The organism is Bradyrhizobium canariense, from assembly GCF_018130465.1.
Classification (GTDB): domain Bacteria; phylum Pseudomonadota; class Alphaproteobacteria; order Rhizobiales; family Xanthobacteraceae; genus Bradyrhizobium; species Bradyrhizobium canariense_C.
This window is the reverse complement of sequence record NZ_JAFCKJ010000017.1, coordinates 98,114-121,350: the sequence shown is the minus strand read 5'-3', so window position 1 is coordinate 121,350 and position 23,237 is coordinate 98,114. Positions and strand designations below refer to the sequence as shown.

Annotated in this window: 22 protein-coding genes and 1 tRNA gene; 12 read left to right on the top strand and 11 right to left on the bottom strand. The window is 63.6% G+C overall.

The window, feature by feature from the left end:
* Positions 1–81 precede the first annotated feature (81 nt).
* The 5 genes from JQ591_RS31910 to fahA all read left to right on the top strand — a co-directional run bounded on the left by JQ591_RS31910 (position 82) and on the right by fahA (position 5,735).
* Positions 82–1,722, top strand: a complete 1,641-nt coding sequence (locus JQ591_RS31910) for an FAD-dependent oxidoreductase (RefSeq protein ID WP_211399933.1) — start codon at positions 82–84, stop codon at positions 1,720–1,722.
* A gap of 13 nt (positions 1,723–1,735) precedes the next feature.
* Positions 1,736–1,978 (top strand): DUF2783 domain-containing protein, encoded by a 243-nt coding sequence (locus JQ591_RS31905; RefSeq protein WP_211399932.1) that lies wholly within the window; start codon positions 1,736–1,738, stop codon positions 1,976–1,978.
* A 24-nt stretch (positions 1,979–2,002) separates the two neighbouring features.
* The gene (locus JQ591_RS31900) at positions 2,003–2,959 is read left to right on the top strand and encodes an MBL fold metallo-hydrolase (RefSeq protein ID WP_211399931.1); all 957 of its coding nucleotides are present in this window, start codon (positions 2,003–2,005) and stop codon (positions 2,957–2,959) included.
* Positions 2,960–2,961: 2 nt separating this feature from the next.
* Positions 2,962–4,308 (top strand): homogentisate 1,2-dioxygenase, encoded by a 1,347-nt coding sequence (gene hmgA / locus JQ591_RS31895; protein ID WP_211399930.1) that lies wholly within the window; start codon positions 2,962–2,964, stop codon positions 4,306–4,308.
* Between the two features lie 155 nt (positions 4,309–4,463).
* On the top strand, positions 4,464–5,735 hold the full coding sequence (gene fahA / locus JQ591_RS31890; protein WP_211399929.1) for a fumarylacetoacetase: 1,272 nt from the start codon (positions 4,464–4,466) through the stop codon (positions 5,733–5,735).
* A 123-nt stretch (positions 5,736–5,858) separates the two neighbouring features.
* Here fahA and JQ591_RS31885 read toward each other — a convergent pair whose 3' ends face one another.
* Positions 5,859–6,170 carry a DUF1272 domain-containing protein gene (locus tag JQ591_RS31885; protein WP_211399928.1) on the bottom strand — a complete coding sequence of 104 codons (312 nt, stop codon included), beginning with the start codon at positions 6,168–6,170 and terminating at the stop codon, positions 5,859–5,861.
* A 74-nt stretch (positions 6,171–6,244) separates the two neighbouring features.
* Positions 6,245–6,724 (bottom strand): Lrp/AsnC family transcriptional regulator, encoded by a 480-nt coding sequence (locus tag JQ591_RS31880; RefSeq protein WP_211399927.1) that lies wholly within the window; start codon positions 6,722–6,724, stop codon positions 6,245–6,247.
* A 121-nt stretch (positions 6,725–6,845) separates the two neighbouring features.
* On the opposite strand from JQ591_RS31880, the gene hppD reads away from it, so the two are divergent.
* Positions 6,846–7,964 (top strand): 4-hydroxyphenylpyruvate dioxygenase, encoded by a 1,119-nt coding sequence (hppD, locus tag JQ591_RS31875; protein ID WP_211399987.1) that lies wholly within the window; start codon positions 6,846–6,848, stop codon positions 7,962–7,964.
* Positions 7,965–8,150: 186 nt separating this feature from the next.
* On the opposite strand, the gene JQ591_RS31870 is transcribed toward hppD, so the two are convergent.
* The 4 genes from JQ591_RS31870 to JQ591_RS31855 form a co-directional block, all read right to left on the bottom strand.
* Entirely contained in the window at positions 8,151–9,260 is a 1,110-nt protein-coding gene (locus tag JQ591_RS31870; RefSeq protein WP_211399926.1) for a CaiB/BaiF CoA transferase family protein, read from the bottom strand.
* 205 nt (positions 9,261–9,465) lie between these two features.
* Positions 9,466–10,266 carry an FAD binding domain-containing protein gene (locus tag JQ591_RS31865; protein ID WP_211399925.1) on the bottom strand — a complete coding sequence of 267 codons (801 nt, stop codon included), beginning with the start codon at positions 10,264–10,266 and terminating at the stop codon, positions 9,466–9,468.
* Between the two features lie 13 nt (positions 10,267–10,279).
* On the bottom strand, positions 10,280–12,622 hold the full coding sequence (locus JQ591_RS31860; protein ID WP_211399924.1) for a xanthine dehydrogenase family protein molybdopterin-binding subunit: 2,343 nt from the start codon (positions 12,620–12,622) through the stop codon (positions 10,280–10,282).
* Between the two features lie 84 nt (positions 12,623–12,706).
* Positions 12,707–13,192, bottom strand: a complete 486-nt coding sequence (locus JQ591_RS31855) for a (2Fe-2S)-binding protein (protein WP_211399923.1) — start codon at positions 13,190–13,192, stop codon at positions 12,707–12,709.
* A gap of 341 nt (positions 13,193–13,533) precedes the next feature.
* Between JQ591_RS31855 and JQ591_RS31850 the strand changes: the two genes are divergently transcribed.
* Entirely contained in the window at positions 13,534–15,573 is a 2,040-nt protein-coding gene (locus JQ591_RS31850) for a methyl-accepting chemotaxis protein (protein ID WP_211399922.1), read from the top strand.
* A 177-nt stretch (positions 15,574–15,750) separates the two neighbouring features.
* Here JQ591_RS31850 and JQ591_RS31845 read toward each other — a convergent pair whose 3' ends face one another.
* Positions 15,751–16,089, bottom strand: a complete 339-nt coding sequence (locus JQ591_RS31845) for a DUF3175 domain-containing protein (RefSeq protein ID WP_211399921.1) — start codon at positions 16,087–16,089, stop codon at positions 15,751–15,753.
* A 182-nt stretch (positions 16,090–16,271) separates the two neighbouring features.
* On the opposite strand from JQ591_RS31845, the gene JQ591_RS31840 reads away from it, so the two are divergent.
* The 3 genes from JQ591_RS31840 (at position 16,272) to JQ591_RS31830 (ending at position 20,285) form a co-directional block, all read left to right on the top strand.
* Entirely contained in the window at positions 16,272–17,759 is a 1,488-nt protein-coding gene (locus tag JQ591_RS31840; protein ID WP_211399920.1) for an MFS transporter, read from the top strand.
* A 3-nt stretch (positions 17,760–17,762) separates the two neighbouring features.
* Positions 17,763–18,584, top strand: coding sequence for a trehalose-phosphatase (gene otsB, locus JQ591_RS31835; RefSeq protein ID WP_211399919.1), 822 nt, complete (start codon positions 17,763–17,765; stop codon positions 18,582–18,584).
* Between the two features lie 237 nt (positions 18,585–18,821).
* Positions 18,822–20,285, top strand: a complete 1,464-nt coding sequence (locus JQ591_RS31830) for a trehalose-6-phosphate synthase (RefSeq protein WP_211399918.1) — start codon at positions 18,822–18,824, stop codon at positions 20,283–20,285.
* Between the two features lie 56 nt (positions 20,286–20,341).
* Here the strand turns inward: JQ591_RS31830 and JQ591_RS31825 are convergent, their stop codons facing one another.
* On the bottom strand, positions 20,342–20,683 hold the full coding sequence (locus JQ591_RS31825; RefSeq protein ID WP_211399917.1) for a hypothetical protein: 342 nt from the start codon (positions 20,681–20,683) through the stop codon (positions 20,342–20,344).
* A 194-nt stretch (positions 20,684–20,877) separates the two neighbouring features.
* Here JQ591_RS31825 and JQ591_RS31820 point away from each other — a divergent pair.
* A tRNA-Ser gene (locus JQ591_RS31820) sits at positions 20,878–20,967 on the top strand.
* 213 nt (positions 20,968–21,180) lie between these two features.
* Here JQ591_RS31820 and JQ591_RS31815 read toward each other — a convergent pair.
* The 3 genes from JQ591_RS31815 to JQ591_RS31805 all read right to left on the bottom strand — a co-directional run bounded on the left by JQ591_RS31815 (position 21,181) and on the right by JQ591_RS31805 (position 22,388).
* The gene (locus JQ591_RS31815; protein ID WP_211399916.1) at positions 21,181–21,456 is read right to left on the bottom strand and encodes a hypothetical protein; all 276 of its coding nucleotides are present in this window, start codon (positions 21,454–21,456) and stop codon (positions 21,181–21,183) included.
* Between the two features lie 169 nt (positions 21,457–21,625).
* On the bottom strand, positions 21,626–21,799 hold the full coding sequence (locus JQ591_RS31810) for a hypothetical protein (protein WP_211399915.1): 174 nt from the start codon (positions 21,797–21,799) through the stop codon (positions 21,626–21,628).
* Between the two features lie 271 nt (positions 21,800–22,070).
* Positions 22,071–22,388: a hypothetical protein gene (locus tag JQ591_RS31805; RefSeq protein WP_211399914.1), complete on the bottom strand. Its 318-nt coding sequence runs from the start codon at positions 22,386–22,388 to the stop codon at positions 22,071–22,073.
* A gap of 249 nt (positions 22,389–22,637) precedes the next feature.
* On the opposite strand from JQ591_RS31805, the gene JQ591_RS31800 reads away from it, so the two are divergent.
* Positions 22,638–23,153, top strand: coding sequence for a hypothetical protein (locus JQ591_RS31800; protein ID WP_249137940.1), 516 nt, complete (start codon positions 22,638–22,640; stop codon positions 23,151–23,153).
* Positions 23,154–23,237 lie beyond the last annotated feature (84 nt).

Here is a 23,237-nt window from a genome sequence, read left to right as displayed (position 1 = left end):
CGGCCGGCTCCGGTCCAAAATAGTTGCACGTGAGACTATCTAGCAGATCAGGCCCCTCCTGACCAGAGCCGAGGTTAGCGCATGGCGAAGGCCGATACGCATCAGGCCAAAACCCAGTTCGGCTATCGCCGCCACCCCGATCAGGATCGTCCCGGCCAGAGCACGGCCGAGCATCCAGTGGTGGTCGTCGGCGCGGGCCCGGTCGGGCTGTCGCTGGCAATCGACCTTGCCCAGCGCGGCCAGCGCGTCGTCCTTCTGGATGACGCAGACCGCATCGGAGAGGGCTCCCGCGCGATCTGCTTCTCGAAACGTTCGCTGGAATATTGGGACCGGCTCGGCGTCGGCGACCGCATGGTCGACAAGGGCGTGGTCTGGAGCGTCGGCCGCATCTTCCACGGCGAGCAGCAGCTCTACCAGTTCAATCTGCTGCCGGACGACGGTCACAAACGGCCGGCCTTCATCAATCTCCAGCAGTATTACGCCGAAGCCTATCTGGTCGACCGCATCAGCGATCTGCCCGAGATCAACCTGCGCTGGCGCAACAAGGTGACGGCGCTGGAGAGCCGCAACGATTCCGTCGCGCTGACGATCGAGACGCCGGAGGGCGCCTATCGCCTGCACGCGCAATATGTCGTCGCCTGCGACGGCGCGCGCTCCTCGCTGCGGCAAATGGTCGGCGCCGACTTCGCGGGACAGGTATTCGAGGACCAGTTCCTGATCGCCGACGTCAAGATGACCGCGGAATTCCCGACCGAGCGCTGGTTCTGGTTCGATCCGCCGTTTCATGCGGGGCGTTCGGCCCTGTTGCACCGGCAACCGGACGATGTCTGGCGCATCGACCTCCAGCTCAATCGCTATGCCGACCCCATCGTCGAGAAGAAGCCCGAGAACGTGCGGCCGCGGATTGCGCGCATGCTCGGCCATGACAAGTTCGAGTTCGAGTGGATCTCGCTCTACAAATTCCAGTGCCGGCGGATGGACCGCTTCGTCCATGGCCGCGTGATCTTCGCGGGAGATTCCGCGCACCAAGTCTCGCCCTTCGGCGCGCGCGGCGCCAATTCGGGACTCGAGGACGCCGAAAACCTCTCGTGGAAGCTCGACCGCGTGCTGCGCGGCGCTTCACCCGCGAGCCTGCTCGAGAGTTATCATGTCGAGCGCAGTCTGGCTGCCGACGAGAACATCCGCGAATCCACCCGCTCGACCGATTTCATGGCACCGAACTCGCATCAGGAAGCGCGGCTGCGCAAGGCAGTGCTGTCGCTGGCCAAGGAAACGGAGTTCGGCAAGCGCATGGTCAATGGCGGGCGGCTCTCGGTGCCGTGCAGCTATGACTCGCCGCTGTCATCGCCCGATGCGGATGCGTGGCGCGGTGGACCGCTCCCCGGTTGTTCGATGCTCGACGCCCCCGTTGCGACGCGCGCGGGCGAGCAAGCCTATTTGACGGATGCGTTCCGCAAGGATGGAACGGACTTCACCTTGCTGTCGTTCAGCAATGGCGCGGCGATCGATGCGCCCGAAGGCGTGAAGGATATTCGCATCGGCGGTGAGGGCGGGCTTGCCGATCCCTCAGGCCTTGTCGCAAAGCGCTATGGCGCCGAGCCTGATTCAGCCTATCTGCTCAGGCCCGATGGCTATGTTGCGGCGCGCTTTCGCCATCCGACGCGCGAGGCGATCGCGGCCGCGCTGTCGCGGGCGCAAGGCTTGAATCGAAGATTGGCTTGAATTGAGGATTAGCATGCCGCTCTCAACCAGCTCCAATTTCGCGCGGCCTGACGACGCCTTTCGCGCCATCGTCGAGGCGCATCGTGGCTTCACCGACGAGCAAAGCGCCGACTTCGACGCGGCGCTGGTGCTGATCCTCGCCAACCATATCGGTGATATCGACGTGCTGCGGGACGCGATCGTCCTCGCCAAGCGGCGCATGATCGACGGCCAGCAGCAGCAACAGCGACAGCAACAGCAACAGCAACAACAATAACCCCAAAGACTTGAGGATGAACTGATGGCGAAGAACTTCGCATCCACCGGCGATCTCGCCGAGAAGAAGATCACCTTCTCCGAGATTGGCACCGATCTCTACGCCTTCACCGCGGAGGGCGATCCGAACACCGCGATCATCGTCGGCGACGACGGCTGCCTGGTGTTCGACGCGCAGTCGACGCCGGCGATGGCGGGCAAGGTGATCGAGCGCGTCCGTACCGTCACCGACAAGCCGCTCAAATATGTTGTGCTGTCGCATTATCACGCCGTGCGTGTGCTCGGTGCCTCCGCCTACAAGGCGCAAGGCATCGTCGCCTCGCAGGAGACCTATCGCCTGATCGAGGAGCGTGGCCAGCAGGATTGGGATTCCGAGTATGGCCGCTTCCCGCGGCTGTTCCAGGACGCATCGAGCATTCCCGGCCTGACCTGGCCGACGCTGACCTTCGAAGGCGAGATGTCGATCTATCTCGGCAAGCGCGAGGTGCGCCTGATGCAGCTTGGCGCCGGCCACACCTCGGGCGACATCGTCGCCTGGGTGCCCGATGCCGAGGTGATGTTCTCCGGTGACCTGATCGAATACCACTCGGCCTGCTATTGCGGCGACGCGCACTTGCGCGAATGGCCGCTGACGCTGAACGAAATCCGCAACTTCAATCCCAAGGCGATCGCGCCGGGCCGCGGCGATGCGCTGAAGGGTGTCGCCACGGTGCGCGAAGCCATCGCGATGACACGCGACTTCGTTACCTCGCTCTATGGCGCCGCTGAAATCTCGGTCGCCAAGGGCCGCACGCTGAAGGAATCGATGGCCGCGACGCGCGAGGTCATGGATCCCAAATTCCAAAGCTTCGCCATCTACGAGCACTGTCTGCCGTTCAACGTGTCGCGCGCCTATGACGAGGCGTCGGGGATCGACGACCCCGTGATCTGGACTGACAAACGCGACCAGGAGATGTGGGCCGCCCTGCAAGGAGGAGGATAGTCATGAACATCAATACCTCGCCCGATCAGATCATTCGCAGCACGGCCCAGGTCACGCCGGGCTATATGTCCGGCTTCGGCAACAGCTTTGAGACCGAGGCGCTGCCGGGCGCGCTGCCGATCGGGCGCAATTCGCCGCAGCGTTGCGCCTATGGCCTCTATGCCGAGCAGCTCTCCGGCTCTCCTTTCACGGCGCCGCGCGGCAGCAATGAGCGCTCATGGCTCTATCGCATTCGCCCGTCGGTGAAACATTCGGGCCGTTTCGAGAAGGCCGGCGACGGCCTGTGGCGTTCGGCACCGTGCCATGAACACGATCTGCCGATCGCGCAGTTGCGCTGGGATCCGGCGCCGATCCCGAAGGAGGACATGACTTTCCTCCAGGGCGTGCAGACCATGACCACCGCCGGCGACGTCAACACCCAGGCCGGCATGGCCGCCCATGTCTATCTCATCACCAAGTCGATGGTGGACCAGCACTTCTACAATGCCGACGGCGAGCTGATGTTCGTGCTGCAGCAGGGCAATCTTCGCATCGTCACCGAGTTCGGCCGAATCGACGCCGAGCCCGGCGAGATCGTGGTGATCCCACGCGGCGTCAAGTTTAGGGTGGAGATTCCGAGCGGACCGGCGCGCGGCTATCTCTGCGAGAACTACGGCGGCGCCTTCACTCTGCCGGAGCGCGGGCCGATCGGCGCCAATTGCCTCGCCAATGCCCGCGACTTCCTGACGCCGGTCGCTCACTACGAGGACAAGGACACACCGACCGAGTTGTTCGTGAAATGGGGCGGGTCGTTGTTCAAGACGCAGCTCGCCCACTCGCCGATCGACGTCGTCGCCTGGCACGGCAATTACGCGCCGTACAAATATGATCTGCGCGCCTTCTCGCCGGTCGGCGCGATCGGCTTCGATCATCCCGATCCCTCGATCTTCACCGTGCTGACCTCGCCGTCGGAGACCGCGGGCACGGCGAATATCGATTTCGTGATCTTCCCTGAACGTTGGATGGTCGCCGACAACACCTTCCGCCCGCCCTGGTATCACATGAACATCATGAGCGAGTTCATGGGCCTGATCTACGGCGTCTACGACGCCAAGCCGCAAGGTTTCGTGCCGGGCGGCATGAGCCTGCACAATTGCATGCTGCCACACGGCCCCGATCGCGATGCCTTCGAGCACGCCAGCAACGGTGAGCTGAAGCCGGTCAAGCTGACCGGCACCATGGCCTTCATGTTCGAGACCCGCTACGCGCAGCGCGTCACCGCGCACGCCGCGAATTCTGCGACGTTGCAGGACGACTACGCGGATTGCTGGAAGGGACTGGAGAAGCGGTTCGACCCGAACCGGCCGTAGCTCCACGCCACCTACTCAGTCGTCATGCCCGGGCAGAAGCGCGAAGCGCGCCTTCGCGCTAGATGTCCCGGGCATCCACGTGTTGAAGTGCAGAAGAAAGATCGTGGATGGCCGGGACAAGCCCGGCCATGACGGTCTCGAGCTCGGAGAATCCCGTGTCCCACCCCAACGACCCCAGCCTCCGCTCCTTCATCGACGTCGATCTCGCCTCCGACTTCCCGATCCAGAACCTGCCTTACGGCGTGTTCTCGACCGCGGCCAATCCGACGCCGCGTGTCGGCGTGGCGATCGGCAATTACGTGCTCGATCTCTGGGAGCTCGAGCAGGATTCCCGGCTCGATGTCGGGCCGCTCGGTGTGTTCGCGACGCCGTCGCTCAATCCCTTCATGGCGCTGGGGCCAAAGATCTGGGCGAAGACGCGGGCGCGGATCAGCGAGCTGTTGCGCCACGATCATCCAGAGCTGCGCGACAACGAGGAGCTGCGCAAGCAGGCTTTGGTCCCGATGCGGGACGCGAACCTGCATCTGCCTTTCGCGGTCTCCGGCTACACCGATTTCTATTCGTCGAAAGAGCACGCCACCAATGTCGGTGTCATGTTCCGCGGCAAGGACAATGCGCTGCAGCCGAACTGGCTGCACATGCCGATCGGCTATAACGGCCGCGCGTCCACGGTCGTGGTGTCGGGCACCAAGGTGAAGCGGCCGCGCGGGCAGCTGAAGCCGCCCAATGTCGAGGTGCCGAGCTTTGCGCCCTGCAAGCGGCTCGATTTCGAGCTGGAGATGGGCGTCGTGGTCGGGCAGCCCTCGCCGATGGGTGGCATGCTCACGGAGCAACAGGCCGAGGAGATGATCTTCGGCTTCGTGCTGCTCAACGACTGGAGCGCGCGCGACATCCAGCAATGGGAGTATGTGCCGCTTGGCCCGTTCCTCGCCAAGGCGTTTGCGACCTCGATCAGTCCGTGGGTGGTGACGCGTGAGGCGCTGGAGCCGTTTCGGCTGAAAGGGCCGGAGCAGGAGCCGGTGCCGCTCGATTACCTCAGGCAGGGCAAGCCGCAGAACTACGATCTCGAACTCGACGTCTCCTTGCGCGCCGCCGGAGCCAACGCGCCTGCCGGTATCAGCCGCACCAATTTCAGGTACATGTACTGGTCGTCGGTGCAGCAGCTGATGCACCACGCCTCCTCCGGCTGCGCCATGAATGTCGGAGATCTCTTGGGGAGCGGTACGATCTCCGGCCCGGAGAAGAACCAGCGCGGCAGCCTGCTGGAGATCAGCTGGAACGGCACCGAGCCGGTGGAATTGCCCGGCGGCATCAAGCGGTCGTTCCTGGAAGACGGCGACAGCCTCGTCATGCGCGGCTGGTGCCAGGGCAGCAGCTATCGCGTCGGCTTTGGCGAGGTCGAGGGGACGATTTTGCCGGCGGAGTAGGGCCGAGCTCTCTCTGCATTCTCCGTCATTGCGAGGAGCCCTTGCGACGAAGCAATCCAGACTGCTTCCTCGGAGACAGTCTGGATTGCTTCGCTTCGCTCGCAATGACGGCGGAGAGGCAGTTCACCTCTTCTCCGGCGGTACGTCGCGTATTCTTGCGCAATGCGCCGCGACGTCCTCCAGGCCGTACTTCAGATGCACCCGCTTGTCCGACGGCGCCTGCTTGATCGTGCACACGCCCGGTCGCCATTCCCGCGTTGGCCTTATTGGGCGCGGCGCAAAACCGCCGCCGCAGTTCGGGCAGACGTTGGATAGTTTCGTCTCCACGCAGTCCGCACAGAACGTGCATTCATAGGAGCAGATCCGCGCATCCGCCGCGTTCGGCGGCAGGTCGCGGTCGCAATATTCACAGTTCGGTCGAAGCTGGAGGGCCATGGCTGAGTTTCCGCAGATTGGCCGGGATCATCGCAGATCGGACGTGGAGCGCGAATGCCGTAGTTCCCTCGATTTCAGCCAGCCTTCAGCTCCTTCAGCGGCAGCCGCGTGCTTTCCTTCAGCCTGTCGAGCACGATCGAAGAGCGCACATGCGCCACACTCTGGTGCGGCATCAGCACGTCGTTGACGAGATTGGAGAGACCCTTCAGGTCGCGCAGCACGGCTTTCAGCACATAGTCGGCGTCGCCCGTGAGCGAATAGGCCTCCTGGATCTCGTCGATTCGATTGACCAGCGTTCGGAAGCGTTTCGAATTGTCCGGTGAGTGGGTCGCCAGCGTCACCTGGATGAAGGCGATCACGCCGAAGCCCAGCGCCTCGCTGGAGAGATCGGCGTGGTAGCCCGATATCACCTTCTCCTCCTCCAGCCGCATCCGCCGGCGCGAGCATTGCGAGGCCGAGAGCCCTGCGATGTCGGCCAGTTCCTGGTTGGTGAGGCGGCCGTCGTCCTGGAGCGCGCCCAGGATCTTGAGGTCGAAGGCATCCACCAAAGTCATGCGCAATTGTCCCGTTCTGTGCACAGATCGTGCGCAAGATAGCCAAATGACGTCCTATTTGCACGCTCATTGCAGGCGCCATGAAGGATAGTTCATGGCAGCAGCAATTTGGGAGAGCACCATGGGTCCGTTTCCGCACGATGCACCGCCGGCCACGATCAGCGCCGACAATCCGATGGGCACCGACGGGTTCGAGTTCGTCGAATATGCGCATCCCAATCCCGAAGAATTGCACGCGCTGTTCAAGCTGATGGGCTATGCGCCTGTCGCGCGCCACAAGACCAAGACGATCACGGTCTATCGCCAGGGTGACATCAATTACCTCGTCAACGAGGAGCCGGGGACCCACGGTCACGATTTCGTCGCCGCGCACGGCCCCTGTGCGCCGTCGATGGCGTTTCGCGTCGTTGACGCGAAGGTCGCTTATGACCGCGCGATTTCGCTCGGCGCCGAACCTGCCGATGTGTCAGCCGCGCAGAAGACGCTCGACGTCCCCGCGATCAAGGGCATCGGCGGCAGCCTCCTCTACTTCGTCGATCGCTACGGCGCCAAGGGGTCGGCCTATGACAGCGAGTTCGAATGGCTGGGTGCGCGCGATCCACGGCCCGCCGGCGCCGGCCTGTTCTATCTCGATCACCTCACCCACAACGTCCATCGCGGCCGCATGGACGTCTGGACCGGCTTTTACGAAAAGCTCTTCAACTTCCGCCAGATCCGCTTCTTCGACATCGAGGGCCGCGCCTCAGGCCTGTTCTCGCGGGCGCTGACGAGCCCCGACGGCAAGATCCGGATTCCGATCAACGAGGACGCCGGCGATTCCGGCCAGATCGAGGAGTATCTCAATATCTATCGCGGCGAAGGCATCCAGCACGTCGCCTGCGGTTGCCGCGATATCTATCGCACCATCGAAGGCCTGCGCGAAGCCGGCCTGCCTTTCATGCCCGCGCCGCCCAAGACCTATTTCGAGCGGATCGACGCGCGCCTGCCCAAGCATGGTGAGGACGTCGCGCGGCTTCAGACCAACGGCATCCTGATCGACGGCGAAGGCGTGGTCGACGGCGGCCAGACCAAGGTGCTGCTGCAGATCTTCTCGGCCAACGCGATCGGCCCGATCTTCTTCGAGTTCATCCAGCGCAAGGGCGACGACGGCTTCGGCGAAGGCAATTTCAAGGCGCTGTTCGAATCGATCGAGGAGGACCAGATCCGGCGCGGGGTGTTGAAGGTGGGGAATGCGGCGTAGGTCGCGTTTGGCACGAGCTACTGCCACCCCACAGGTGTCGTCCCGGCGAAGGCCGGGACCCATACCCCCTGGGAGAAGTTTGGCGCGACAACGATAGCTCCGAGTCCCCGTAACCACGATGTCCTATGGTTATGGGTCCCGGCCTGCGCCGGGACGACGGCGGAGTGTGATGCGACAGCGAAGATCTTAACGCCCCGCCCACGCCTTCGTCACCGCCCCGATCTCCGCGCCCTCCGGTTCCCGCACGGCCGACGGCGTACGCGAGAATCGCGGCGCCGGCCCGGGCTGTTTCACGCCGTGGCGCTCCACAAACACCTGCCGCGCGACCATGTGCGGATGCTCGGTCGCTTCCGACATGGTCAGCACCGGCGCGAAGCAGATGTCGGTGCCTTCCATGATCTTGCACCAGTCCTCGCGCGTCTTGCTCTTGAACACCGTCTTCAGTTTTTCCTTCAGCGCGGGCCAGGCCTTGCGGTCCATCTGCGCATCGAAATCGGCGTCGGTCAGGCCGGCGTGCTCGCGCAGCAGCGCGTAGAACTGCGGCTCGATCGAGCCGATCGAGACGAAATGGCCGCAGGCGCATTCGTAGACGCCGTAGAAATGCGCGCCGCCGTCGAGGAAGTTCTGGTTGCGGCCTTCGGTCCAGCGGCCGATCGTGGTCATGTCGAAGAAGAACGACATCAGCGATGCCGCGCCGTCGCACATCGCGGCATCGACGACCTGACCCTTGCCTGACCTCGAGGCCTCCAGCAGTGCCGCAAGCACGCCGACGACGAGATAGAGTGCGCCGCCGCCGAAATCGCCGACCAGGTTGAGCGGCGGCACCGGCGCTTCCTTCGTGCCGATCGCGGCGAGCGCGCCGGTGATGGAGATGTAGTTGATGTCGTGGCCGGCGGCATTGGCGAGCGGGCCTTGCTGGCCCCAGCCGGTCATGCGGCCGTAGACCAGCTTTGGATTGCGTGCGAGCACCACATCAGGCCCGAGGCCCAGCCGCTCCATCACGCCCGGACGGAAACCCTCGACCAGCGCGTCGGCATTCGCAAGCAGGTCGAGCACCTCCGCGATCGCCGCCTTGTCCTTGAGGTCGAGCTCGACCACCTTGCGGCCGCGGCCTGCGACCGACTTCATGCTCTTCTTGGCGCCGACCCGATCGAGCGTGACGACATCGGCGCCCATGTCGGCCAGCATCATGCAGGCGAACGGGCCGGGTCCGATGCCGGCGAATTCGACGATGCGGAAGCCCGCGAGCGGGCCGGAGGTGCGAACGGAGGAGGTGGGGGCTGATTTGTCGAGCACGTCGTTGTTTCCTCGGGTCGCGGGCGGATGCCGATTGCTCGGCAATCGCTCGGACATTCCTCTGTGGGCGAGTTAATTGGCTGATTAACTTTTCTCGCCTTCACGCCAGCGAGGCAAGCGCTTTTCATGCATGGGCGCATAATAAAAGCGGCGCGCATTTCTGCGCGCCGCGGAAGATTTGTGTTGAGGCGCTAAAGCGCGATGATCAGCCTGCGGCAGCCACCGCGCGCTGCGCCATCACCTTGATCAGGTTGGCGCGATACTCCGCCGTGCCGTGGATGTCGGCCAGCAGATTGCTCGCCGGAATGCTCACGCTGTCGATCGCCGACGGTGACCAATTCGCCTTCACCGCCGTTTCGATTGCGGGGACCCGCATCACACCGCTTTCCGAGGCACCGGTGGCGGCCACCCGAATCTCGCCCGACTTCGTCTGCGCGACGAACACGCCGGTCAGCGCGAAGCGAGACGCAGGGTGGCGCATTTTTTCGTAGCCTGCCTTCGCCGGAACCGGGAACGACACGGCGGTGATGATCTCGCCGTCTTCCAGCGCCGTCGTGAACAGGCCCTGGAAGAAGTCATCCGCCGCAATCGACCGCTTGTTGGTCTTCACGGTGGCGCCGAGCGCGAGCAGCGCGGCCGGATAATCCGCGGCGGGATCGTTGTTGGCGATCGAGCCGCCGATCGTGCCGCGATAGCGCACGGCGGGGTCCCCAAGCACCGAGGTCAGATAGGCGATTGCGGGAATCGCCTTCTTCACATCGGCATTCTGCATGATGTCGAAATAGGTCGTGCCGGCCTTGATGGTCAGCACGTCGCCCGAGAGCTCAACGCCCTGCAGCTCCTTGATCTTGCCGAGGTCGATGACGTCGGAGGGGCTGGCGAGGCGTTGCTTCATCACCGGCAGCAGCGTCTGGCCGCCGGCGAGGAACTTTGCTTCGCTACTCTTGGAGAAGAGGCTGACGGCTTCGTCAACCGAGGACGCGCGATGATAAACGGTCTGGTACATCTTCGTTCCTCCCTTAAGCCGCGTGGATCGTGCGCCACACCCGATCCGGGGTTGCGGGCATTTCCAGATTGTTCTTGCCGATCGCATCCGTGATCGCGTTGATCACGGCCGCAGAGGCGCCGATCGCGCCGGCCTCACCGCAACCCTTGATGCCGAGCGGATTGCCCGGGCACAGCGTCGTGGTGTGGGAGAGATTGAACGAGGGAACGTCGTCTGCGCGCGGCATGGCGTAGTCCATGAACGAGGCCGTGACCGGCTGCCCGTTGGCGTCGTAGATCGCGTGCTCAAGCAACGCTTGTCCGATGCCTTGCACAAGACCGCCATGAACCTGCCCTTCAACGATCATCGGGTTGATCAGCCGGCCGAAATCGTCGGCTGCGACGAAGTTGACGAAGGACGTCTTGCCCGTGCCGGCATCGACCTCAAGCTCGCAGATATAGGTGCCGGCCGGGAAGGTGAAGTTGGTCGGGTCATAGAAGGCGCTTTCCTTCAGGCCCGGCTCCATCCCGTCAGGCAGATTGTGGGCGGTGTAGGCCGCGAGCGCGACCATCGGAAAGGCGATCGCCTTGTCGGTCCCGGCCACCTTGAACTCGCCGTTCTCGATGACGATGTCGCCTTCCGAAGCTTCCAGCGCATGCGCGGCGATCTTCTTGGCCTTGGATTCCATCTTCTCCATCGCCTTCAGAATCGCGGTGAGGCCGACGGCCGCGGAGCGCGAGCCGTAGGTGCCCATGCCGAACTGCACCTTGTCGGTGTCGCCATGGACGATCGAGACCTGGCTGATGGGAACGCCGAGGCGCTCCGCGACGAGCTGGCAGAACGTGGTCTCGTGACCCTGGCCGTGGCTGTGCGATCCCGTCAGGACCTCGATGGTGCCGACCGGGTTGACCCGTACCTCGGCGGATTCCCACAGGCCGACGCCGGCGCCCAGGCTGCCGACGGCCTTCGACGGCGCGATGCCGCAGGCCTCGATGTAGCAGGACACGCCGATGCCGCGCAGCTTGCCTTCGGCCTTCGCCTTGGCCTTGCGCCCGGCAAAGCCGGCATAGTCGATCGCCTTCATCGCGGCATCGAGCGAGGCGTTAAAGTCGCCGGTGTCATAAGCCATGATCACCGGCGTCTGGTGCGGGAACTGGGTGATGAAGTTGGTCCGGCGCAGCGCGGCCGGATCGACCTTCAACTGCCGCGCCGCCGTCTCCATCAGCCGTTCGATCAGATAGCTCGCCTCGGGGCGGCCGGCGCCGCGATAGGCATCGACCGGCGTGGTGTTGGTGTAGACCCCGATCACCTCGGCATGAATCGCCGGGATGTTGTACTGGCCCGACAGCAGCGTCGCGTAAAGATAGGTCGGCACCGATGACGAGAACAACGACATGTAGGCGCCGAAATTGGCATAGGTCTTCACCTTCAACCCGATGATCTTGTTGTTGGCGTCGAACGCCATCTCGGCATGGGTGACATGGTCGCGGCCATGCGCATCGGTGAGGAAGGCTTCGGTGCGGTCGCCGGTCCATTTCACGGGACGGCCGACCTTCTTCGAGGCCCACAGCGCCACCATCTCTTCCGGATAGATGAAGATTTTCGAGCCGAAGCCGCCGCCGACGTCGGGCGCGATCACGCGCAGCTTGTGCTCGGGTGCGATGTTGTAGAACGCCGACAGCACGAGGCGGGCGACGTGGGGGTTCTGCGACGTCGTGTAGAGCGTGAAATGCTCTTCCGCCGAATCGTAATCGGCAATCGCCGCGCGCGGCTCCATTGCGTTCGGCGCGAGGCGGTTGTTGGTGACGTCGAGCTTCACCACGTTGGCGGCCTTGGCGATGGCGGCATCCGCGGCGCCCTCGTCGCCGATCACCCAGTCATAAACCTGGTTGCCGGGAGCTTCGGGATGGAGCTGCGGCGCGCCGGACTTGATCGCGGCGTGGACGTCGGCGACCGCGGGCAGCTCTTCATAGTTCACGACCACGGCTTCGGCCGCGTCGCGTGCGAGATTTTTGCTCTCGGCGATCACGACTGCGACGGCCTGACCGACGAAACGCACCGTCTCCGGCGCCATCGCCGGCCAGGCGCCCATCTTCATCGGGCTGCCGTCCTTGGAGGTGATGGCCCAGCCGCAGATGAGGTTGCCGACCTTGTCGTCGACGATCTCTTGGCCCGTCAGCACCGCGACCACGCCCGGCATCTTCAGCGCGGCGGAGGAATCGATCCCCTTCACCTTGGCATGCGCGTGCGGGCTGCGGATGAAATGGGCATGGGTCATGCCCTGCAATTTGATGTCGTCGACGTAGCGGCCCTTGCCGGTAATGAAACGCTTGTCTTCCTTGCGCACGACGCGCGCGCCAATGCCTTCAACACCCATGACTGGTCCTCCCGACCGGAATTTGTCTTGACCGCGCTTTCCCTCGAAAGCGGCAGCGATGGTTCTTATTTCGAGGCGGGCCGCTTACTCGGCCGCCTGCGAGACCTTCATGCGGCCTGCCGCGTCCAGTACGGCTTTGACGATGTTGTGGTAGCCGGTGCAGCGGCAGATATTGCCTTCGAGCTCGTGGCGGACGGTGGCCTCGTCGAGCTGGCCACCATAGCGGTGCACGATGTCGATCGCCGACATGATCATGCCCGGCGTGCAATAGCCGCACTGCAGGCCGTGATTGTCGCGGAAGGCGGCCTGCATCGGGTGCAGCTCGTCGCCCTTGGCGATGCCTTCGATCGTGGTGATGCTGGCGCCGTCGGCCTGGCCCACCAGCATGGTGCAGGATTTGACTGCCTTGCCGTCCATATGGACGACGCAGGCGCCGCACTGGCTGGTATCGCAGCCGACATGGGTTCCGGTGAGGTTGAGGTGGTCCCGCAGCAGCTGAACCAGCAGCGTGCGGTCCTCGACGTCGACAGCAACGGCCTTGCCGTTCACCGTCAGTTTGACTGTAGACACGGTTGAAGTCCTCCCGGGATCGATTTTGATTATTTCTAATTAGAGACAGCGACCCGGAACTTTGCAACTAGGATTTTGCTCGCCCGCGTCATGGAAAAGTCATTGATCCAGAGGGGCCTGCGTTGATTTGGGGGGCTAGTCGACCGGATTGGAACGCCGCGCCGGACCGGCCTGGGAGGCCAGCCTCTATATTCCCATGCCGTTCGCCTTGGCCGATCCAGCCGGAAACTCCGCGGGCGCGCCGAATTTACCGCCCCTTATCGATTCTGCCTTAGTTTTGCGCAGCCAGGTCAGGGGGCGGGGCGCCACCGGATCGCGGCTGACAGTAAATGGGGGTGGGAATGTCCGGGCGTATCGCGTCTTCCTCGAAGCGCACAATAATGCCGACCCTCAGGTTCCGCGCCAAGATCATTCTGGGCTTTACCGCCGTGCTGGTGATCTCCGCCGGCAGCATGGCTTTCTCCTATTTTGGCTTCGAGCGGGTCTCGTCCGGGGTCGGGTCCTACCGCACCAGCGTCACCGAGGCCGATCTCGCCCGCAACATCGACCGGGAGCTGCTAGCCTATCGCTCGGCCGTCAAATATTTCGTCGTCACCGGCAAGGAGGACGACGCCAAGACGGCGCTGGACGCGGAGACCGGCCTGAAGAGCGCCATTGACCAGGCCATCAAGAGCGCCAAGAAGCCGGCGCGGCAGGAAAGTCTGGGCAAGCTCGCCAAGGAGTTTTCCAACTTCTCCGCGACCTTCGCAAAAGTCCTCCAGGCCAAGCGTGACAGTGCGCTGCTGGTGCAGAACCAACTCATGCGCAACGCCAACCTCCTGAAATACAAGCTCGACGACATCGGCAACAATGCCTCCGATTCCGAGGCGCAGGCGATCGAGTTCGGGACCAAGCAGGTCAACGCCCAGTTCCAGACCGCGAGCGGGGCGGCCACCAATTTCGTGCTGACGTCCGACCAGGCGATCGCGACCAGCGCGCTGGCGCGGCTGAAATTCGTCGAGAACTCGCTCGGCGCGGTCTATTCCATGGACGACAAGATCGTCGCCGGCCTGAAGGACGCCAAGGCGCTGTTAGGGGCCTATCGCGAAGCGCTGGAGAAGCTGATCGCCAACGCCAAGATGGTCGACGATCTCGTCACCGAGATGAGCGGCTCGGCCGGCGCGATCCTTCAGGGCGCCACCGCCATGAAGGCGGACCTCGTTGCCGAACAGCAGCGGTTGGAGTCCGAATCGGAAGCGACCATCGGGAAGACCGAGCAACTGGTGCTGATGCTGGCTGTCGGCGGCACGCTGCTCGGCGCGGTCCTCGCTTTCCTGCTCGGCACCGGCATTTCGCGTCCGATGATCGCGATGTGCAAGGCGATGCGCGAGCTTGCCTCGGGCAATTTCGACGTCGTGCTGCCGGGCTTGGGCCGCAGGGACGAGATCGGCGAGATGGCCGGCGCGGTAGAAGAATTCAAGGTGCAGGCCGTGGCCAAGGCCGAGCGCGATGCCGCCGCGAGCGAAGTCCAGAACAGGGAGGCAAGCGCTGCTCGCCGCTCCGAACTGATCCGTTTCGCCGACGATTTCGAGAGCGCGGTCGGCGCCATCGTCTCCAACGTCTCGGCCTCTGCCGTGCAGCTGGAATCGGCGGCCTCGACGCTGACCCGCACCGCCGAGACCACGCAGAGTCTGTCGAGCCAGGTCGCCGACGTCTCCGAGCAGGCCTCCAGCAACATGCAGTCGGTGGCGACCGCGACGGAAGAGCTCTCGGCCTCGGTCGAGGAGATCGGCCGCCAGGTGCGCGATTCCAGCCGTATCGCAGAGGCCGCCGTGGTGCAGGCAAAGGAGACCGATAGCCGCATTGGCAAGCTCTCGCATGCGGCCCAGCAGATCGGCGAAGTCGTCAAGCTCATCACGGCGATCGCCGAGCAGACCAATCTTCTGGCGCTCAACGCGACCATCGAGGCGGCACGCGCCGGCGATGCCGGCCGCGGCTTCGCCGTGGTGGCCAGCGAAGTGAAGTCGCTGGCAAGCCAGACCGCGAAGGCGACCGACGAGATTTCCTCGCACATCACGGGCATGCAGGGCGCCACCGCCGAGTCGGTTGCGGCGATCAAGGAGATCGGCGCGACCATCGGCCAGATCTCGTCGATCTCGACCTCGATTGCGAGCGCCGTGGAGCAGCAAGGCGCGGCGACGCAGGAAATCGCGCGCAGCGTCCAAACCGTCGCGCAGGGCACTCAGACCGCCGCCACCGACATCGGTCAGGTCAATCGCGGCGCCGCCGAAACCGGCTCGGCTTCGGAAGAGGTGCTGCACTCGGCCAAGACGCTGTCATCCGAAAGCACCCGGCTGCGTGCCGAGCTCGACCGCTTCATGGGGAATATCCGGGCGGCGTAGCGTTCCGCTGCCGCACCACGACTTCCAATGTCGTCCCGGCGAAGGCCGGGACCCATACCGCGTGATCGATCGATTGTGGAAGGTGGACGTATCGAACCACTAGTCTTCGCCAAACCGCTCCCTGTGGTTATGGGTCCCGGCCTTCGCCGGGACGACGGCGGAGTAAAAAGCGAAAACTCACTTCCTCCCGAACACCCGCTTCAGCTCCACCTTTGCTCGCTCCAGCCGCGTGCGCTGCGTCTGCGGCAGCGTCTTGCCGGCGCGGTTGATGTAGAACGTCAGCATCGACAGCGCCGAGCGGTAGGCGCCGGTCTTGCGGCGCGCGCTGTGCTCGGCCGAGCGCTTCAGCGAGGTCGCGATCTTCTTCGCGCTGGTCAGCTTGAACACGCCTTGTCTGAGGTCGAGCGCGTCGCTCTCCTTCGTCACGCGCTGTGACCAGCGCTTCGGTGCGGCGCGCTTGGTGCTCTTGCGCGCCGCTGTTTTGCGAGAATGTGTCGTCTTTCTGACATGAGCCATGCGTCAACTCCTTGCAGCTCCACCGAAAACCGGCGGCGCGAACGGTCGTTCCTGCGGGAACCTGCCCTCGCCGCAGACGTTGTCGCAGGTGGCAGGCGGAATGCCGCACCCCCTTGATCGGATCGCCCCCGTCCACGTCATGTGAACCGGGGCCATGTCCATTGGTCAGATGCAACAACGCGATGGAATTGCAGCGAAGCCCAGCGCCGAACGATGGACCTGTGGTCTCCACGGCGACCGCGGCCGATCGCATCATCGAGACCAGCATTCCCGCACGGCTTGACGCGCTGCCGTGGAGCGGCTTTCACACGCGCGTCGTGCTCGCGCTCGGCATCACCTGGATTCTGGATGGCCTCGAGGTGACGCTGGCCGGCGCGCTCTCCGGTGCGCTGAAGCAGAGTCCCACGCTGCATTTCTCCAATCTCGATCTCGGCATTGCCAATTCCGCCTATCTCGCGGGTGCGGTGTTCGGCGCGCTCGGTTTCGGCTGGCTCACCGACCGCATCGGCCGCAAGAAGCTGTTCTTCATCACGCTCGCACTCTATCTCTCGGCAACGGCCGCGACCGCCCTGTCATGGGACGTCGCGAGCTACGCGCTGTTTCGCTTTCTCACCGGCGCCGGCATCGGCGGCGAATACACCGCGATCAATTCGACCATCCAGGAACTGGTGCCGGCGCGCTATCGCGGTTGGACCGATCTCGTCATCAATGGCAGCTTCTGGATCGGTGCTGCCATGGGCGCCGTGGCGGCCATCGTGCTGCTCGATCCCGCGGTGATCGCCCCCGATCTCGGCTGGCGCCTCGCTTATCTCATCGGCGCTGCCATAGGCCTCGTCGTGCTCTTGATGCGGATGTGGATTCCGGAGAGTCCGCGCTGGCTGATGATCCACGGCCGTCCCGACCGGGCCCACGCGATCGTCGACGAGATCGAGCGCTCGGTGATTGGACACGATCAGGATACGAGCGACGGGCGCTTCGCCAAGATCCGCCTGAAGATGCGCGACCATACGCCGATCCGTGAAGTGATGCAGACGCTGTTCTCAGTCTATCGCCAGCGGGCGATGGTTGGCCTCGTGCTGATGATCGCGCAGGCCTTCTTCTACAACGCCATCTTTTTCACCTTTGCGCTGGTGTTGACCGATTTTTACGGGATCAGCGCCGATCATGTCGGCTGGTATCTGCTCCCGTTCGCCGCCGGCAATTTCCTCGGTCCGTTGCTGCTCGGCCGCCTGTTCGATACGCTCGGCCGCCGCACCATGATCATGTTCACCTATGGCGCGTCGGGCCTGTTGCTGGCGCTGTCAGGTTATCTGTTCTCGATCGGCGCCCTGAGCGCGCAGGGGCAGACCATTGCCTGGATGGTGATCTTCTTCTTTGCCTCGCCCGCCGCGAGTGCCGCCTATCTCACCGTCAGCGAGACGTTTCCCCTGGAGGTTCGCGCGCTGGCGATCGCGATCTTCTACGCGATCGGCACCGGCATCGGCGGCGTGATCGGCCCCGCGCTGTTCGGTGCGCTGATCGACACGGGATCACGCACGAGCGTGTTCGCCGGCTATTTGCTGGGAGCATTCCTGATGATCGCGGCCGCGATCGTGGCGTGGCGCTATGCCGTCTCGGCGGAACGCAAATCGCTCGAAGAAATCGCGCGGCCGCTTGCCTCCATGGAGTAGACTATGAAATCGGAACTGGCTGAATTGGATCAAAAGCGCGCCATGGTCGACGATGAAGCGCCCGATGCGGTGCCGGTGCCTCACGCACTCGTGCCGCATCTCAATGAAACAGCGATCCTGCTCGACATCGACGGCACGCTGCTCGACCTGATGCCGACGCCGCGCGAGGTGTGGGTGCCGCCAGGCCTGTCGAAAACGCTGAACCGGCTGACGGAGCGCACGTCGGGCGCACTGGCGATGGTCAGCGGCCGTTCGCTCAACGACATCGACCTGATCTTCGCGCCCGATGTATTTCGCGCCGTCGCCGGCCACGGCGCGGAGATGCGGCTTTCGATGGACAACGAAGCAGATGCCGTCAACGCGCCGCCGCTGGACAAGGAGTTGAAGCGGCGGCTCGCGGCGGTTGCCAAGCTCAGTCCCGGCATTCTGCTCGAAGACAAGGGGTATTCGCTGGCGCTGCACTATCGCCTTGCGCCGCATGCGGAGAAAGCGATCTATGAAGCCGTTTCGCTGATCCGCGCCGACCTGCCCAATGCGCCGATCGAGGTGCTGCCCGGCAAGTTCGTTTGCGAGATCAAGCACTCCGGTTTCACCAAGGCGACGGGCGTGCGCGAGTTGATGAAGCACGAGCCTTTCAAGGGACGCCGTCCGATCTTCATCGGCGACGATGTTACCGACGAGACCGTGTTCGCGATCATGCCCGACATGAACGGGCTCGCCTTCTCGGTCGGCCGCCGCGCCATTGGTGTCAACGGCCATTTCGATGCGCCGAACGATGTGCGCGCGTTCCTCGCGCGGCTGCTCGACGACACAAGGTTGGAATAAGGCATCGACATCTCAAAGCCGCATTATCGCGCGCGCAATCTCCAGCGCGGCCACTTCATGCTGCCCGCCCACAGTTCCGATGCCCACTTTATGTAGCGAAATCGTCGGGTTCCCTGGAGGTAAACCGGTTCCAACGCGCACGCCCGATTTTGGTTTCAATTGGTGCAAAGGATGATCAGGAACCATATTGATGAACGGCAGTTAAATGGGGTGGAATGAAACTGGAGGGGACGACCTGTGAACTTAGTCGTCGTTTCGAATCGCGTCGCGCGCGGCAAGCCCAACGAGCCCATGACGGGCGGTCTCGCGGCGGCTTTGTTACCTGTCGTGGAAAATTCGGGTGCGATCTGGGTGGGTTCCTCGGGCCGCGTGCGTGACGGTCATCAAAAGGAGCCGTTCGCCGAGATCGAAGCACTGGGTTCTGGCGCGATCGCGACGCTGGATCTGCCGGCGGCGCACTATGGCGGCTATTACGAAGGCTTTGCCAATTCGGCGCTGTGGCCGGCGCTGCACTCGCGCAGCGATCTGATCCGCGTCTCGCGTGATGACTATGTCAGCTATCGCGAGGTCAACGCCTTCATGGCGCGCGCCTTGATGCGCTTCCGGAAAGCAAAAACCGCGTTCTGGGTGCAAGATTATCATTTCCTAGCGCTCGGCGCGGAGCTGCGGGAACTCGGCGTCGACGATCCGATCGGCTTCTTCCTGCATACGCCGTGGCCGGTCGCTGCGGTGATGCAGGGCGTGCCCAATCATCGCGAGCTGATCACGGCGATGCTGGCCTACGATCTGCTCGGCTTCCAGACCAATGACGATTGCCAGAATTTTCTCGGCTATGTCGCGGGCGAGCTGGGTCTCGTTGTCGAGGACGGCGTTGCGATCTCGCAGCATGGCCGAACTCGCTGCGAGGTCTTTCCGATCGGCATCGATGCAGAGAAGTTCGCGCAATACGCGGCGAAGTCGGCCTCGCATCCCGACGTGTCGAGGCTGCGCCGCAGCCTCAACGGCGAGCGGCTCGCGATCGGCGTCGACCGGCTCGACTATTCCAAGGGCCTGGTCAACCGCATCAGCGCGTTCGACCGGCTCTGGACCGAGCATCCGCAATTCTCGCGCAGCATCTCGCTGTTGCAGATCGCAAATCCCTCGCGCGGTGCCATCGAGGTCTATGGCAACCTCCAGAACGAAGTCGCCCGTCTCGTGTCCGACGTCAACGGCCGCCACGGTGAGGCCGACTGGACACCGATCCGCTATCTCAACAAGGGCTTTAGCCAGGCCGTGCTCGCGGGTCTCTATCGCACCGCGCAGATCGGCGTAGTGACGCCGCTGCACGACGGCATGAACCTGGTCGCCAAGGAATACGTCGCCGCGCAAAACCCGGCCGATCCCGGCGTGCTGGTGCTGTCGAAATTCGCCGGCGCGGCCAACGAGCTCGATGCCGCCCTGCTGGTCAATCCGCACGACATCGACGGCATGGCGCGCGCGATCGCGATCGCGGCCGCGATGCCGCTCACCGAGCGCAAGATGCGCTGGGATGCGATGATGAAGAAGCTGCGCGGCCACACCATCCAGCAATGGTCGGCGGATTTCGTCGCTGAACTGGAGAAGTGCCGGACGGAGAAGGCCGCGGTAGCGCCGCTTACAGCACAGCCGCCGCAGGCGTTGCGCTGGCTGAAGTCGGCGATCTCGGGCGTGCGGTTGATTTAGTCTCCCTCTCGCCGTTCTTTGCGGGGAAGGGCAGGGGCTAGGTGAAGACGAGAACCTCAATAACAGTACGACACGCCCTCCAGAATCGCGCACTGCCGCTTGTTCGGCGCGTTCGGATCGTCGAGCGGCACCATGCCCTTGCCCTGGCCGACGAACACGCCGGGCCCGACATGCACCGAGCTCTTGTTGCCGATGATGACGCTTTGATGTGGCGTCGCGCTCGAGCGCGTGCCGTCCGGCCAGAGGATGGCATCGCCCGAAAGCATCCCGCGCCGTCCGTCGTCACAGCTGACGTCGACCCCTTGCCGGGTGCAGACCTGTGCGGCGGCCGGTACGGCGAAGGCGGCGGCAAGGGCCGAAATCAGGCTCAGCGTGGCGATGGTGTCGCGGATGGTCATGATGCCCCGGTCTTGTTTGACGGTCTTGAGTGAATCGTCGCGCCAAACCCGCCGCCGGTTCAGCCGGTGGCGGTTCCGAGCGTTGCAATGGCGCCTGATATTGTCTTTATAATACAATATCTTACGGAAATTTCACCCGATTTCCCCGCGATCCCTTGCAAAATCATCGGCGCCCCTTCAAGAGAGTGCGCTCCGGAGAGATGGCCGAGTGGCTTAAGGCGCACGCTTGGAAAGCGTGTGTGCGGGAAACCGTACCGTGGGTTCGAATCCCACTCTCTCCGCCACTTGCACGATTCCTACGCGAACCCGCGATTTTGCGCACGATTGCGCGCCGTTGCGCATATCTGGCACCGGCAGAATTCGTTCGCGGGGCAGCGGGGCACTGCCATTGGAGTTCCTACGTTGTTGGCCCCAATCAATCGCGCGCGGACCTGAAGCGCACATCCCGCAGGAACGTCATCCCGCGGGATGCGGTGTTCAGACGGCAACGCCGGCTATCAGCGGCAGACATAGGCTCCGTTGACCAGCACGCGGACACATGCCGTGCCGGCCGCGGCCGCGCCGACGGCCGCACCACCGACCACCGCGCGCCTGGTCGTGCGGCGTGCAACGCCGGCTACCGACACGGGTGTCAGGGGCCGCCCGACCCGTGCTTCTGCCTGGCTTAGCGAGAGCGAAAGGCCTTCGTCGGCCGACCAGCCAATTGAACCAGACACTCCGAGGGCGACCACGGCAACCGCGAGTGATATTTTGGTGAGCATGCCACGCTTCATGATAGTCTCCGTACTGTGAGAGTGAATGTGGATCGCTCCATGGACCGGTGCCCGAACTATTGATCAAGGTCAAAGAACCGAAGAAAATCGCGTAGCTGGTAAGCGTAGGCGAAAACGCGAAGACGCTTTCATCGGAATTCGGGCCCACGCGTCACTCCACGCAGCTCTTTTACTTCTGCACGCAAAGGGGTCTAAGCGTCTCGTCGGTGCTGCGCGCCTTCGCGTATTCCATAAGTGCCGTCCGGGCTGCTTCGCAACGCTCTGCACTCGAAAATTCTTGCGTCGATATCACGGCGCCATTGGCAACGCCGAGCCAGCTGACGACAATCAGAACATAGGTCATGCTATTCGCCCCGCACAGCCGGCGCCGCGTGAGTGTAGCTTGGCACGATGAGCGGCTTATGAGCTCCGCCCATCGTGCCGTTCTCGGGCTTTATTGACATACGTACATGATGCCATCGCCGCCCTTCACCAATGAGCCGGGGACGCAGCCGATTCCGTTGCGAGCCGCATAGTCGGTCCAGCCGCTGTAGCCATAGCTCCACGGCCCACCCTTGTGCATTTCGCCGGATCACGCGGGGCGCGTTTCGGACGCCGGGCTCTTCGCGACAATTCTAGTCGACACAGGCCCGGTCGATATCGGCTGCGGCAAAGCGGTGCCGGGACGTCATCGACAGTTTTCCGAACGCCAGAAATAACTTGGTGACAAGGTCGGTTTTCGATCCGTCCTCGCCATGAGGCGTCTCGTCCAACAGGCATGACCAGCTTCTTGCCTCGGCCATCCAGACCGATCGGTTGACCGGCTCCTGGCTTGCAAGCTGCCGGCAAAGTGCCGCGCGCGAACTCAGCTCGAACTGATTCATCATCGGCCCTCCCTGCCAGAAGCGCGATGTACGCAAACGAAATTTACGCCGTGCGCCGCGCTTGGCCAATTGACCTTGTGGTCATTGTCCCAAGGGACATGTCACCGGGACTGACCAGGCCGCGCGACGTTGCGCCAGGCAATGTTGCGAAACTCCGTTGATCTGCCTCAAGCGAAGCTTGGTGGAAGTGCGATGAAAATCGGCAGTTACAGCATGCGTGCACGTGCCAAGTGGACCGTCTCGCAAGCCTCAGCAGGTGCTCACAAGGGACGCGCCGCGGCAAATGCGACGGCGGGTTCGATTTAGGCAGCCAGGCCCATGCAGGTTGCATTGCTTCGCCAATTCTGCCGCCGTCCATTGCTTGCCAGGCGAAAATCTTCGGCGGCGATGGCGCTGACAATGCCGGTCTCGCAATATCTGCTCTGTGCCGGCGGCACGTTGCTTGCGTTACTCTTCGTTGCGGATGCCTGTTTTCCGGATCGGCCCGCGGGACACGGCGGACCAGGGCCCTCGGCTGCCATCCGCATCCATTCCGATCGGAAATTGCCAGAGCGGGTCGTTCTCGACACCAGCCAGCCCACGATCTTCTCGATCGAGATCGCGAAGGCCGAGCTTGGTGCCGCGCCGAGCGCCGATTCTCCGCAGACGCCGGCGCGCGAGGCATTTGCGGAGATTCAACCGCCCGATGCCGAACGACTGCAATCGCGCCAGTCGATGAAGACTGAAGCGAAACCACAGCGTCAAAGCAAGATTGCAAGGAGACACATCGAAAGACGCATCCGGCTCGTGGCACGACCGCCGCAATATGGCTGGTTCGGCGACCATGTGTGGTGAGCATGTCCAATCTCCGTTCGCGTCGTCTGCGCGCCACGGCAGCGACGCTGACCGTTGACGCTGATCAACGAATGCACGTCGAAG

Excerpts from the sequence above, each read along its gene's own strand:
- JQ591_RS31910 (WP_211399933.1), top strand. The coding sequence starts at position 82 with ATGGCGAAGGCCGATACGCATCAGGCCAAAACCCAGTTCGGCTATCGC.
- JQ591_RS31905 (WP_211399932.1), top strand. The coding sequence starts at position 1,736 with ATGCCGCTCTCAACCAGCTCCAATTTCGCGCGGCCTGACGACGCCTTT.
- JQ591_RS31900 (WP_211399931.1), top strand. The coding sequence starts at position 2,003 with ATGGCGAAGAACTTCGCATCCACCGGCGATCTCGCCGAGAAGAAGATC.
- hmgA (WP_211399930.1), top strand. The coding sequence starts at position 2,962 with ATGAACATCAATACCTCGCCCGATCAGATCATTCGCAGCACGGCCCAG.
- JQ591_RS31885 (WP_211399928.1), bottom strand. The coding sequence starts at position 6,170 with ATGGCCCTCCAGCTTCGACCGAACTGTGAATATTGCGACCGCGACCTG.
- JQ591_RS31880 (WP_211399927.1), bottom strand. The coding sequence starts at position 6,724 with ATGACTTTGGTGGATGCCTTCGACCTCAAGATCCTGGGCGCGCTCCAG.
- hppD (WP_211399987.1), top strand. The coding sequence starts at position 6,846 with ATGGGTCCGTTTCCGCACGATGCACCGCCGGCCACGATCAGCGCCGAC.
- JQ591_RS31865 (WP_211399925.1), bottom strand. The coding sequence starts at position 10,266 with ATGTACCAGACCGTTTATCATCGCGCGTCCTCGGTTGACGAAGCCGTC.
- JQ591_RS31860 (WP_211399924.1), bottom strand. The coding sequence starts at position 12,622 with ATGGGTGTTGAAGGCATTGGCGCGCGCGTCGTGCGCAAGGAAGACAAG.
- JQ591_RS31850 (WP_211399922.1), top strand. The coding sequence starts at position 13,534 with ATGTCCGGGCGTATCGCGTCTTCCTCGAAGCGCACAATAATGCCGACC.
- JQ591_RS31845 (WP_211399921.1), bottom strand. The coding sequence starts at position 16,089 with ATGGCTCATGTCAGAAAGACGACACATTCTCGCAAAACAGCGGCGCGC.
- JQ591_RS31840 (WP_211399920.1), top strand. The coding sequence starts at position 16,272 with ATGGAATTGCAGCGAAGCCCAGCGCCGAACGATGGACCTGTGGTCTCC.
- otsB (WP_211399919.1), top strand. The coding sequence starts at position 17,763 with ATGAAATCGGAACTGGCTGAATTGGATCAAAAGCGCGCCATGGTCGAC.
- JQ591_RS31825 (WP_211399917.1), bottom strand. The coding sequence starts at position 20,683 with ATGACCATCCGCGACACCATCGCCACGCTGAGCCTGATTTCGGCCCTT.
- JQ591_RS31815 (WP_211399916.1), bottom strand. The coding sequence starts at position 21,456 with ATGAAGCGTGGCATGCTCACCAAAATATCACTCGCGGTTGCCGTGGTC.
- JQ591_RS31810 (WP_211399915.1), bottom strand. The coding sequence starts at position 21,799 with ATGACCTATGTTCTGATTGTCGTCAGCTGGCTCGGCGTTGCCAATGGC.
- JQ591_RS31800 (WP_249137940.1), top strand. The coding sequence starts at position 22,638 with ATGCAGGTTGCATTGCTTCGCCAATTCTGCCGCCGTCCATTGCTTGCC.